Source organism: Flavobacterium hydrocarbonoxydans (genome assembly GCF_009789235.1).
Classification (GTDB): domain Bacteria; phylum Bacteroidota; class Bacteroidia; order Flavobacteriales; family Flavobacteriaceae; genus Flavobacterium; species Flavobacterium hydrocarbonoxydans.
Window position 1 is genome coordinate 34,270 of the sequence record NZ_WSTB01000005.1, and the last position, 13,692, is coordinate 47,961.

The following is a 13,692-nucleotide window of genomic DNA, read 5'->3' on the forward strand; positions in this document are numbered from 1 at the left end:
GCGGCTATGAAAAAGATATTTTTAATCCTGATTTTAATAGTTGTTTTAACTTCATGTAAAAAAGCAGATGCAGTAGCATTTTGCGATGACTGTCTGACTTTTTATTTTGAAAATCCACAGCCTGATTATGACTCTGAATTAAGAAGCTTTCCATCTAAATTTAAAGGCTTGTATGCGAATAAAGATTATACTTATATTAGAATAGAAGAAGACAGAATTTTAAGAGAATATTTTATTAAATTCAAAGTTCATAAACACAAAATGGATTCATTAAAATCTGAATATAATCTTGTTGACGGAAAATTAATTACTAAGGATACTAAGGATGAATTTGATGTATTTAAAATAGGCGATTCAATCGAGTTGTCTAAAAAAATAACCGATACATTATTTAGACTATCATACAATCAAAAAGCAAAACGTATTAACGGTCATTTAGTATTAAGTACAAGAGATTCTGTTTTTTGGAATATTGAAACAATAGCTTTGGAGAAAAATATCCTTAAAATTAAACGTATTTATTTACGAGAAGATTTAAAAAAATTAGATTCGGTGACGAAAATTAAGGGCAAGCAATTAGATTCAATGTCCTATTTGATAAAACCAAGCCGTCGTGAGTTTAAAAACATTCTAAAAATTAAACATTTAGGAACCGATCAGGAATTTAATAAAGTTTCAAAATAACAAATTATATAGGTAGAGAAACATGGTAAAAATGTAAAAATTAAGAAAAAAGCGAGAAAGCAGGCTCGGCGATTATTCCTTAAATTTGATAGCATATTTAAAAAATAGAAATTATCGTGAAAGTAAAAAATATATTCGCCAAGTCATGGTTTCTGTTAAAGAATGCCTTTTTAGAATTTAATGACGATAACGCCATTAAGTTAAGTGCGGCATTGTCGTATTACACCATTTTTGCACTACCGCCTTTATTGATTATTATCATTACGATATGTGGTTTCTTTTTTGGAGAAGAAGCCGTTTCAGGACAGCTTTACGGTCAGATAAACAGATTAGTAGGCAACGATGCGGCGATTCAGATTCAGGAAGCGATAAAAAATGTACAATTGTCTGACAGTAATGTTTTTGTAACGGTTTTTGGTATAGTGATGCTGCTTATCGGAGCATCGGGAGTATTTGCTGAAATACAAAGTTCAATCAATTTTATTTGGGGATTACGTGCCAAACCGGATAAAGGGCTCAAAAAATTCATTCAAAACAGATTAATGTCTTTTTCGATGATTGCCTCGGTTGGTTTTCTAATGTTGGTGAGTCTTTTGGTCAATACCACACTCGATTTAGTGAGTGCACGACTCAAAATCTATTTTCCAGAAAGTACCGTTTATTTGTTTCAATTGGTTAATATTGTGATTGTTTTGGCTAGTATTACGCTGCTTTTTACCATTATTTTCAGAACTTTGCCAGACGGAAAAATACGTTGGAAAGATGCTTTTATAGGTTCTGGAGTAACCGCTGTTCTTTTTATGATAGGTAAATTTGCCATTGGCTTTTATTTAGGAAGTTCAACTGTCGCTTCTATATATGGTGCTGCAGGTTCTGTAATAATTATTTTGGTTTGGGTGTATTATTCGGCAATAATTCTGTATTTTGGAGCTGAATTTACCAAAGTATATGCAAAATCGTATGGCGGTAAAATTTATCCAAACGAATATTCAGTAGAAATAAAAAAAGAGATTTACGAAATCGATGATCCCGATAAAAAAATAGTTGCAGATTAAATTTTATCTGCAGAGAAAAACGTACCCAACTAGTAAAACATAATTAGTATGAAAATTATAGCCTTTGGAGGAAGCAACAGTCAACATTCGATCAACAAACAGTTAGCAACTTACGCAGCAAATCTATTTGAAAATGCTGAGGTTGAAGTTTTAGATCTGAATGATTTTGCCATTCCGTTATTTAGTGTTGATCTGGAAAAAGAAATCGGTAAGGCCGAAAAAGCCCAATTGTTTCTGGATAAAATAGGAACGGCAGATGTTCTGGTAATTTCATTGGCAGAAAACAACGGAAATTATTCGGCTGCATTCAAGAATTTATTCGATTGGAGTTCGAGAATCGCCAAAGATGTTTTTCAGCAAAAACCTGTTTTATTGATGGCAACTTCTCCAGGACCAAGGGGTGGAGCTTCAGTTTTAGAAATTGCCAAAAATGCTTTTCCGAGATATGGCGCTCAGATAAAAGGTACTTTTTCGTTACCTGTTTTTACTTCTAATTTTGATTTAGATAAAAACCAAATTTCGAATCCTGAAATGGATACCACATTAAAAGGGTTAATAAAAGATAGTTTTTAATTCATGAAACTGAAAAACATTATAATGCTCACGTTCTTTCTAAATGTGTTTTTTGTGAATTTATCGTATTCACAGAAATACAACAGGATTGATAGTATCATATTGAAATATCCTAAAAACTTTGCCAGCACAGAGGATTTAGCAAAACGAATAGATAAAGATTTTAAGTCGGAGTACCAGAAAGCTAGAGCAATTTTTAGCTGGATTGCCTTAAATATTCAATATGATTACAAGGCTTATTTGAATCCTCAACCGTCTAAAAGATTTACCTATCGAACTGAATATGAAAGAAACAAGCAAATTCAGGATTTGCAGGATGATATTGTTCAAAAAGCTTTTACAAATAAAAAAGCGGTATGCGAAGGATTTTCGCTATTGTATGCCGAATTAGCCAATTCAGTTGGGCTTAACGTTGAGGTGATTCATGGAGATTCTAAAACGATGCTGAATGACATTGGCCGAAAAAACACCCAAACCAATCACGCCTGGAATATGGTTGAAATTGATGGAAAATGGCGATTGGTAGATGCTACTTGGGGACAGGGTTATTTCGATTTTTCAAAAAAAATTGCGGTCAAAGAGTTTAAACCGTATTATTTTGATACAGATCCAAAGTACTTTTTTGCCAAACATTATCCGGATTCCGGAACTTATCTGAATGATAAAATCGATAAAGATGCTTTTTTAAATGGTCCTTTGATTTACAACAATACTATTGGTGGTGATCATGAAATTTTAGAACCCAATTCCGGATTAATTGAAGTAAAGACGGGTGAAAAAATAACCTTTAGAATCAAGAACATTTCTAAAACGGATGATATTTGTTATTTGAATACGAAAGGACAACGTTTCGAAATTGAAAATCCCAAAGAAAAAAGAGGTTTTTTAGAATTTCAGGTTACAAATACCAATAACCTGAGCAAGTTTATCACTTTTTTCCTTAACGGAAATAGTATAGCATCTTTTAAGATTGTTCCAAAATCAATTTAATGAGAATTTATTTTTAATTTTATAAAAGCCTTAAAAGAAGTGTTGTCAATTTAGCTTTTAATACCAAATGATGGTTATGGAAACAACTTTTCTAAAATCGATTTTAGATAATGATTTCTACAAATTTACGATGCAGCACGCCGTAATAAAGCTTTTTCCAAAGGCAAAGGTTCGTTATGCTTTTATAAATCGTGGAAAGCATAAATTTCCATCAGGTTTTGCAGATTTACTCAGAAAATCGGTTGATGCCATGGCTGATTTGCGTTTGACTAAAGAAGAAAAGAATTACTTATCCCATTATTGTCCGTATCTCGATCCCACTTATTTAGATTTTTTGCAAGGTTATAATTATGATCCTTCAGAAGTTCATATTACTCAGGAAGGCTCAGACATAAAAGTTACTATCGAAGGTTTTTGGTACCGGACTATTTTGTGGGAAGTACCTTTGATGGCTTTAATTTCAGAACTTTTTTATAAGGCAAATCATTTAATCCGATTGAATGATGAAGCGGTTAAAAACCAGACAAAATCAAAAGTTGACAATTATAACAAACTGGGAGTTTCGGTTTTAGAATTTGGAACCAGACGCCGTCATTCTTATGATGTGCATAATTTGGTAAACGAAACGCTGCATACTTTTGGAGGCAATAGTTTCATCGGAACCAGCAATGTACATTTTGCAATGACCAATAATAAAAGACCTTTGGGTACGCATGCGCATGAGTGGTTTATGTTTCATGCCGCGCAATATGGTTTCAAAATGGCAAATTTAATCAGTCTGGAACATTGGACACAAGTGTATGGAGGTGATCTTGGAATAGCGCTGACAGACACTTATACAACAGAAATTTTCTTCCATCAATTTGATAAAAAATACTCCAAACTTTTTGATGGCGTACGTCACGATAGCGGTGATCCGGTAGAATTTGCTCAAAAAGTAATCCAGCATTATACCAAAATGGGAATTGATGCTAAATCCAAAACTATTGTTTTTTCAGATTCCCTTAATTTTGATAAAGTAAAAATTATCTCCGATTTTTGCAAAGACAAAATTAAAATGTCATTTGGCATTGGAACCAATTTCACCAATGATGTAGGACTTCCATCAATGAATATGGTGATAAAATTAGTCGAAACAAAACCTGATCATTCGCATTGGCAAGGTGTTGTTAAACTCTCAGACGAAAAAAATAAAAACACGGGAACGCCCGAAATGATTGCTTTGGCAAAAGAAGTCCTCGGAATTAAATCCTGATTATTTGTTTGAAAGCACTTTTTTTATATTTTTAACGGTTCCAATTTTTTAAAATCAATGAATTACGTTTTTGAGGTCATTTTATTGATAACTTTCAAATAATACGCTTTCATTTTTTAGGTAGAAATGGTACATTAGCCAAAAATCCAAACTTCATTTATGCTAGAGCAAAATCAATATAACGAAGATAATATTAGATCACTCGATTGGAAAGAGCATATTCGTATGCGTCCCGGAATGTATATCGGAAAATTGGGAGACGGATCTTCGCCAGATGACGGTATTTATATTCTTCTGAAAGAGGTTTTAGACAACTGTATCGATGAATTCGTGATGGGAGCCGGAAAAACTATCGAGGTGACTATCAAAGACAAAACGGTTTCGGTTCGTGATTACGGACGTGGAATTCCATTAGGAAAGGTGGTCGATGTTGTTTCGAAAATGAACACAGGAGGAAAGTACGATTCTAAAGCTTTCCAGAAATCAGTTGGTTTAAATGGTGTCGGAACAAAAGCTGTAAATGCGCTTTCGAGTGCTTTTCGTGTTGAATCTGTTCGTGAGGATAAACAAAAAGCTGCTGAATTTTCGGGAGGAAACCTGGTTTTGGAAGAAGATGTAATTGATACTACAAAACGAAAAGGAACCAAAGTAACCTTTACGCCAGACGAAACAATTTTCAAAAATTACAAATTCCGTATGGAATATGTGATCAAAATGGTCAAAAACTATTGTTACCTAAACAATGGTTTGACTATTATTTTTAATGGAGAAAAATACATTTCAGAAAATGGTCTTCGTGATTTATTAGAAGAAACTATCAGCGCTGAAGATCTTGAATATCCAATTATCCATTTGAAGGATCATGATATCGAGATTGCTTTAACGCACAGTAAAACACAATATAGCGAGGAATATCACTCTTTTGTCAATGGACAAAACACCACGCAGGGAGGAACGCACTTAGCGGCTTACAGAGAAGCAATTGTAAAAACCATTCGTGAGTTTTACAACAAAAGTTTCGAAGCATCAGATGTGCGTAAATCGATTGTGAGTGCGATTAGTATCAAGGTGATGGAACCGGTTTTTGAATCACAGACTAAAACCAAATTGGGTTCTATGGACATGGGTTCTGATGATGGCACGCCGCCAGTTTCAGTGCGTACTTTTGTAAATGATTTTATCAAAACCAAATTAGATAATTATTTACACAAAAATCCGCCTACAGCCGAAGCGTTATTGCGTAAAATTTTGCAGGCCGAACGCGAAAGAAAAGAATTATCAGGAATTCGTAAACTGGCTACAGACCGTGCCAAGAAAGCGAATCTTCACAATAAAAAATTAAGAGATTGCCGTGCGCATCTTCCAGACACAAAAAATCCAAGAAACTTAGAAAGTACGCTTTTTATAACCGAGGGAGATTCGGCTTCCGGGTCGATTACCAAATCGCGTGATGTAAATACGCAGGCGGTTTTCAGTTTACGCGGTAAACCTCTGAATTCCTACGGAATGACGAAGAAAATCGTGTATGAAAACGAAGAATTCAACTTATTGCAGGCAGCATTAGATATCGAAGATGGTCTAGAAAAACTGCGATACAACAACATCGTAATTGCAACCGATGCCGATGTCGATGGAATGCACATTCGTTTGTTGTTGATTACTTTCTTTTTGCAATTTTTCCCGGAATTAATCAAAGAAGGACATTTATATATTTTGCAAACGCCACTTTTTAGGGTTCGAAATAAAAAAGAAACCATCTATTGTTATTCTGAAGAAGAACGAAAAGATGCTATCGAAAAACTAAAACCAAAACCGGAAATCACCCGATTTAAAGGTTTGGGAGAGATTTCACCAGATGAGTTCAAGAACTTTATTGGAGACACGATTCGATTAGACCCAATTATGATGGATAAAAACACTTCGATTGAGCAATTGTTGTCTTTTTATATGGGGAAAAATACTCCGGACAGACAAGAGTTTATCATCAAGAATTTGAAGGTGGAGCTGGATACGATTGAGGATGTTGCTATTTAAAATACTAGACAGTGTCTAATATTTGTGAAAATAAAAACCGCAGACACTGTCTGCGGTTTTGAAATTTTCAATTTCATCACTAGTGTTGACGAAATTTATTCTTTGTGATTAGAAACGAAATTGTAATATGAAGAGAATACTATTTTTGATTGCATTCTTATTTTTTATTTCATGTAAAAATGAAAAAACAATAGATTCAGGCAAAATTGAAGTTGTAAATTCATTAAGCAGAATAATCAAAAAGAGAGATTTTCCATTAAAGAATTTTTCTAATATTGAATTAGTATCTTACTATAATAGAGTGGTTTGGGATACTATAAAAGTTAATGATAAAAGCCCATTTAATAAGATATTGGTTGATAATTACAGATTGACTTTTGATAGTTTAATGATACAAGAGAGAGTTACTTTGAATAAAATTCAGGAGAAAGAACTTTTGAATTTAATGATATCCGATACCTGCAGTACTGGTGAAACTCCTGCAGATTGTTACAAACCTCGACATATGATTTTATTTAGAGATCATAAAAATCGTATTATGGGTTACAGCGAGTTTTGTATAGCTTGTGCAGCCGGAAGAAATTCTGAAAATTTAGAAGAATTTCAAAAATATTGTTATTCTGATATGGAGATATTGTTTAAGAAATACGGAATTAAACTTTTTGTGCATGAGGGAGATGAAGATGATACCCAGGAAAATAGAGAATATGATTTTCTAAAACATAAAGGTTATATAAAAAATTAAAATTTATTAATACTGAAAATAAATTCAGCATAAAAAATGAAAGACGAAGAAGACGACAACATAATTCCAAACGACGACGAAAATAATTCAGACGAAAATCAATTTGATGACAATCAAAGTGAGGATTCTGATGAAATTATAGATGTAGACGCCAAACATTTTGAAGGGCAGCATTTTTACGAAAATCAGGAAGAAGAAGGCGAAGACGTAATTACGAAAGTAACCGGAATGTACAAAGACTGGTTTCTGGATTATGCTTCGTACGTAATTCTGGAGCGTGCCGTACCTGCGATTGAAGATGGTTTTAAACCGGTTCAGCGTCGTATTATGCACTCTCTAAAAGAGTTGGATGATGGTCGTTATAATAAAGTTGCCAATGTTGTGGGGCACACCATGCAGTATCACCCTCACGGAGATGCGAGTATTGGTGATGCCATGGTACAAATTGGTCAGAAAGATTTATTGATAGATTGCCAGGGAAACTGGGGAAATATCTTAACTGGTGACGGAGCGGCAGCTTCCCGTTACATCGAAGCACGTTTATCCAAGTTTGCTTTGGAGGTTTTGTATTCTCCAAAAATCACCGATTGGGGCGTTTCGTATGATGGTCGTCGTGCAGAACCAAACAATCTTCCGGTAAAGTTCCCGTTGCTTTTAGCACAGGGAGCTGAAGGTATTGCTGTTGGTCTTTCGACTAAAGTTTTACCACACAATTTCAATGAATTAATTGATGCTTCGATCAAAATTTTAAAAGGAAAACCTTTTACCTTATATCCGGATTTCATGACACAAGGTATTGCCGATGTGTCGAATTATAATGACGGACTTCGTGGCGGACGTGTACGTGTGCGTGCAAAAATTGCCCAATTAGACAAAAATACATTGGTGATTACGCAAATTCCGTTTTCGACTAATACCACGACTTTGATTGACAGTATTTTGAAAGCCAATGATAAAGGTAAAATCAAAATCAAGAAAATTGAAGACAATACGGCGGCAGATGTAGAAATTTTAATACATCTTTTTCCAGGTGTTTCTCCAGACAAAACGATTGATGCTTTGTTTGCTTTTACAGCTTGCGAAACTTCCGTAGCACCTTTGGGGTGTGTGATTGAAGATAACAAACCTTTGTTTATTGGTGTGTCTGAAATGTTGAAAATTTCGACTCATAGAACACAAGATTTACTTCGTCAGGAACTTGAAATTCAGTTAGAAGAACTTAAAAATAAATGGCATTTCTCGACTTTGGAGAAAATCTTCATTCGTGAAGAAATGTATATTGATTTCAAATTATATTCGGATAGAGAATCGCTTTATAAATATTTGTACGATCGTTTTGAGCCGTTCAAAAAATCATTCGTCAGAGAAATTACCGATGAAGATTTGCAGCGTTTGACTCAGATTCCGATGATTCGTATTACACGTTTTGACTCTGATAAAGCCGATGATTTTATCGCAAAGTTAGAAGAAGAAATGAAGGAAGTAGAGCATCATTTGGCAAATCTTACTGATTTTGCCATTGCCTATTTCACCAAATTAAAAGAGAAATACGGAAAAGGACGCGAACGCCAAACGGAACTACGTGTTTTTGATAATGTTGAAGCTACAAAAGTAGTTTTACGTAATACAAAATTATATGTAAATCGTGAAGAAGGTTTTGTTGGAACGAGCTTGAAAAAAGACGAATATGTTACCGATTGCTCGGATATTGATGACGTAATTGTATTCTTGCGTGACGGAAAAATGCTGGTTACCAAAGTTGATGCGAAGACTTTTGTAGGAAAAGATATTATTCATATTGCGATTTTTGATAAAAGTGATAAACGCACGATTTACAACATGATTTATCGTGACGGAAAATCAGGGCCATCGTACATCAAACGTTTTAATGTTACGGGTGTTACGCGTGATAAACCGTATGATTTGACTAATGAGAAAGCGGGTTCACAGGTGGTTTACTTTTCGCATAATCCAAATGGAGAAGCCGAAGTAATTACGATTTTGTTACGTCAGGTTGGAACAATCAAAAAACTGAAATTCGATATTGATTTTGCCAATTTAGCGATAAAAGGCAGAGCTTCAAAAGGAAATTTGGTGACGAAATATCCAATCAAGAAAATTGAATTAAAAGAAAAAGGAATTTCGACATTATTGCCAAGAAAAGTTTGGTTTGATGATACCGTAAAACGCCTGAATGTAGATGCAAGAGGGGAGTTGTTGGGTGAATTTAAGCCGAGCGACAAAATCTTAATCATCAATCAATCCGGTAAATTGAAGGTGATTATTCCAGAATTATCGACGCATTTTGATGAAGATATGATTGTTTTGGAAAAATGGAATCCTAAGAAACCAATTTCGGCAATTTATTTCGATGGAGAAAAAGAACGTTATTATCTGAAACGTTTTCTGGTTGAAAATGAGGGGAAAGAAGAAAGTTTCATTACAGAACATCCAAATTCACAACTCGAAATTGTATCAACAGATTACAGACCAGTTGCGCAGTTAATTTTCACGAAAGTGAAAGGCGTTCAAAAAGAAGATTTACATATTGATGTTGAAGATTTTATTGCTGTAAAAGGCTTTAAAGCACTCGGAAATCAATTAACTGCTGATAAACTGAAACAGGTTAATTTATTAGATCCTTTGCCGTACGAAGAACCTGTTGAGGAAATTCCGGAACCAGTTCAGTTAGCCGATGATGATTCAGTCGAAACAGAATTAGATGACGACGGCCAGATTGGTTTGGTTTTAGAATAAATAGAAAAAGAAATCGCCACGAATTCACGAATTACTAAATTTTAATTCGTGAATTTGTGGCGAAATTTTTTATTGTTAAGGATTCGAAGCGGTGTTATTTTGGTTTTTATTTTGAAAAAATTATTGATATTTTTTGTCGGTTAAGGTTTTCATAAAAGCAACTAAATCCCGTTCTTCTTTTTTAGTTAGCTTCAATTCATCAAAAGGAAGCGTTTGGTTATCCACTTCATATCCTAAACCTTTTCCTCCACCTTTATTGTAAAAATCTACTACTTCTTCCAGGGTTGTAAAAACACCATTGTGCATATAAGGAGCTGTTTTGGCTACGTTTCTAACTGTTGGAGTTTTAAAAGCACCTACTAATTGAGGCATTTTATTATATAAATAGCGGCCAACATCAAGGCTTAATCTTTTTCCTGAAATTTCGTTTGGAGTTCCTATAACTTCGTGTTCTGTTTTGGAATAACTAGGAGGAACTGTTCCATTAAATAAAGGTGTAAAATGACAGGTTGCACATTTTGCTTTGCCCATAAAAAGATTCATTCCATTTATTTCCTGAGCCGTTAAACTATTTTCATTTCCTCGCATATACTCATCAAATCTGGAATCTAAAGCATTTAAAGATCTGATATAACTAGCCAAGGCATTCTGTATCTGCCAGGGTTCTGGCTTTAATGTTTTTGGAAATGCTTTTTTGAAAAGTTTTTTATAACCTTCATTTTGCGAAATTTTAGCATGAATTTCTTCCATAGAGCCGTGCATTTCGTCTTTATTTTGAATGACATCTACACTTTGTTTTTCTAAATCTAGTTGACGCATATCCCAAAATTGAGCATTTTGCAACGAAGCGTAGGTTAGAGTTGGAGTGTTTCGGGCTAAATTAATTCCAGTCAAAGAAACATTGGTTTTTAAACCATCTGTAAATGCTTTTTCGGGATGATGGCAAGTCGCGCAGTTTCGATTATTATTTTTTGAAAGACTTTTATCATAGAATAATTTTTCTCCTAAAATAGCTTTTTCTGTAGAAAATTTATAATCATCAGAAATTACAAAGGCATTCACATTAAAAGCATCTTTGTCAAATAAAGTAGTAATTGTTGCTTTAAGCGGACTGTTTTTATTAACTGTTTTTATTTTTTCTTCTGTTTGAAATTCTTTAATCTTTCGGGAAATCGGATTTAGATATTTAGTGATAAAAATGGCTCGGTTAAACGAATTAAAATTATTGTTTTCGGCACAGTATTTTTTCGCTTCAAGCGTAATTTTCTTTAAATCCTTTACGATTTTACTGTTTGAATTGATTGTTTCCAGACAACTCGGAATTGCCATTAAACTCTCGGCTGTTTCTGGAATAGAAGATTGCAAAATTGGACTATCAAAACCTGTGATTCCTAAAGCAATTACTCGAACAATATTTTCGCGTAAAGCGTCTAAAACATAATCGTCGCTAATTGTAATCACTTCAAAATTACTTTTTACCTGTTTGATATTCGATAAAAAAATAGCGATTTCCCGGTTTAATTCTTCTTTACTTGAAACTTCATATTTTGGGTAAATAAGTTCTTCCATAACCTGAAAACCATGAGGTTCAAACGATTTGTTTTCTTCCAGTTCCATTTCGTCCAGTGCAGGACCATTCATAAAACGAGCCGTTTCCGGAATAAAGTATTCAATAGCCCATTCTACTTTTTTATACGATAAACGTGACTTTTTAAACTGTTCGATAATTTCTTTTTCTGAAGAATTATTGGTTGTAAGTTTTTGAAATAGAATAATTTCATTGTTTAATTTGCTTAAATCAACAAGTAAATTTTGTTTTATTGTTACTTTTGAAACTTCATTTTTTTGGCATGAAAAGAAAAAAAATAATGCTAAAGGCAAGAAAATTAAATATTTAAATTTCATAATAGTATTGTAATAGAAACAACCCTTATCGAAAAATAAGGGTTGTTTTAATTTAATTTTTTATAGATTATTATCGTTGTGCGTTTCTTATAATAACAGTCTGTCCACCTTCCTTAATATCACTAACTCCTGAACCATCCGCATTTTTAAATTTATCCGATTGCCAAGTATGCGGGTGAATATTTACTGTAAAAGTGTCTGGAACACCTATTATATCAGAGATGTCTTGCATGGCTCCAAATTCCCAGCTACCAAATTTCATTTGACCAGTTTGGTTGTATAAGTCATTCCAAGCCACATCAGTTCTTTTGTGATTCATGTTTAACCAAGGTTTATTTTGTTTTGTACCGATATTATATTGCCAGATATACGAATCGTGTTTTGCATTGGTATAATAGCTATCGCCATCTTCCTGAATGTAAACATAGTTTTCGGTAACGCAAAGGTTATCCGGATTTATGATTCCTGTTCCAGGTGTAGAATCGCCTTCAACAGCTAATTCTAAAGTGCCTTTAAGAGGATCATTTGCATCCATTTTCAATTTATAAACTCTTCCCCACATGGTATAACCTTCTACAGGTGTATTATAATCAGGAGATTGACCAGTAGCAGTAAAATAAACTTCTCTGTTATTGCTTGCACTTCCTTTTCTGTAATCAACATCTTCAACTCTTGAAAAACGGATAGCCCCCAATGAATTTACAGTAGTATTAATTACCGCTCCTGTTAAGTTTTTTGCATTTGGAATTTCTACAAACGATACAGGATAAGAATTGTTCAAAGTTATTGATGTTTCTACCTGATTTCCGTCGGTTCTTTTTAGTGCATATAATTTTCCGTTAGATAAATCACCGGTTGTACTCATGTACATAATCAATTGTCCCGCACTCACATGAGATGGTGCGTACGATTGATCTTCTCCTATAAGGATTACTGTTTTCCCAGGATATGCTTCTTTTGGCAACGGCACAGCATTTTCCATACTTGCTTTTCCTAAAGCGGGTAAAACTCTGTCGGTTTTGCTTTTGTCGGCCGACGATCCCAAAGGATTAATTCCGTGTACCATACTTTCCTGGCCACTTTCCCCAGCAGTTAAAAATATTGGTCCAAAACCATGAATTTCTGGAGTTGCCAAAGTTGCTGAACACAGACGCGTTAATCCGCCAATTGCGTCAACAAGGTAATCTCCTTTTACAGGTTTGAATGTTTTGTCTAAATAAACTCTTGAAACAGATTGTACTATCTCGTGATTGGTTATCATGATGTAACCTTCTCCGTTTGGATTTCTCATAATTCCAGCACCATCTGGTTGAGCTCCGTAAACAAATGTTGGCGATTCAGGCAAAACATCTGCACTAGTGATTAGGGTACTAATTTTTAAGTCCTCAAAGCCACTCATTGCATACACAAAAGCAGGAATTTTGGAATGCGTTGTAAAGTCAATGTCGGCATTTACTTTATTCGGATCATTATTGTCATCATCCTGACAACTGATTGCAGATAAGATTACAAATCCTAATAATGCTACGGATTTTAAAAAATTGATTTTCATGATATCTTTGTTTTTTTGGTTAAACAAATCTATCTCCGAAAAATAAAAAAGGTGTTAAGCCAATCTTTTAAAATTGCTAACAAACGATAAGGATTGTATTACTAAAAAGTAAATTTAAAGTATAATTGTAAAGTTAAGCTTC

10 protein-coding genes are annotated in these 13,692 nt (G+C 34.0%); 8 read left to right on the top strand and 2 right to left on the bottom strand.

The genetic code is table 11. The annotated features are described in order from the left end of the window. The first annotated feature begins 6 nt into the window (after positions 1–6). From GON26_RS10225 to GON26_RS10260, 8 genes are all read left to right on the top strand, one after another. A complete protein-coding gene (locus tag GON26_RS10225) occupies positions 7–684 on the top strand; it encodes a hypothetical protein (protein ID WP_160374717.1) in 678 nt (225 codons plus the stop codon). Positions 685–800: 116 nt separating this feature from the next. Further along, on the top strand, positions 801–1,739 hold the full coding sequence (locus tag GON26_RS10230; protein WP_160374718.1) for a YihY/virulence factor BrkB family protein: 939 nt from the start codon (positions 801–803) through the stop codon (positions 1,737–1,739). Between the two features lie 48 nt (positions 1,740–1,787). Then, positions 1,788–2,312 carry an NADPH-dependent FMN reductase gene (locus tag GON26_RS10235; RefSeq protein WP_160374719.1) on the top strand — a complete coding sequence of 175 codons (525 nt, stop codon included), beginning with the start codon at positions 1,788–1,790 and terminating at the stop codon, positions 2,310–2,312. 54 nt (positions 2,313–2,366) lie between these two features. Beyond that, a complete protein-coding gene (locus GON26_RS10240; protein ID WP_317164700.1) occupies positions 2,367–3,302 on the top strand; it encodes a transglutaminase domain-containing protein in 936 nt (311 codons plus the stop codon). A gap of 76 nt (positions 3,303–3,378) precedes the next feature. Then, the gene (gene pncB, locus GON26_RS10245; protein WP_160374721.1) at positions 3,379–4,557 is read left to right on the top strand and encodes a nicotinate phosphoribosyltransferase; all 1,179 of its coding nucleotides are present in this window, start codon (positions 3,379–3,381) and stop codon (positions 4,555–4,557) included. Positions 4,558–4,716: 159 nt separating this feature from the next. Then, positions 4,717–6,591 carry a DNA topoisomerase IV subunit B gene (locus tag GON26_RS10250; protein WP_160374722.1) on the top strand — a complete coding sequence of 625 codons (1,875 nt, stop codon included), beginning with the start codon at positions 4,717–4,719 and terminating at the stop codon, positions 6,589–6,591. Between the two features lie 127 nt (positions 6,592–6,718). After that, entirely contained in the window at positions 6,719–7,336 is a 618-nt protein-coding gene (locus tag GON26_RS10255) for a hypothetical protein (RefSeq protein WP_160374723.1), read from the top strand. Positions 7,337–7,372: 36 nt separating this feature from the next. Then, positions 7,373–10,093: a DNA gyrase/topoisomerase IV subunit A gene (locus GON26_RS10260; protein ID WP_160374724.1), complete on the top strand. Its 2,721-nt coding sequence runs from the start codon at positions 7,373–7,375 to the stop codon at positions 10,091–10,093. Positions 10,094–10,213: 120 nt separating this feature from the next. Here GON26_RS10260 and GON26_RS10265 read toward each other — a convergent pair whose 3' ends face one another. Both GON26_RS10265 and GON26_RS10270 read right to left on the bottom strand, forming a co-directional pair. Then, positions 10,214–11,998: a cytochrome-c peroxidase gene (locus tag GON26_RS10265; RefSeq protein ID WP_160374725.1), complete on the bottom strand. Its 1,785-nt coding sequence runs from the start codon at positions 11,996–11,998 to the stop codon at positions 10,214–10,216. A gap of 70 nt (positions 11,999–12,068) precedes the next feature. Continuing rightward, on the bottom strand, positions 12,069–13,550 hold the full coding sequence (locus tag GON26_RS10270; RefSeq protein WP_160374726.1) for a PhoX family protein: 1,482 nt from the start codon (positions 13,548–13,550) through the stop codon (positions 12,069–12,071). Positions 13,551–13,692: the final 142 nt, after the last annotated feature.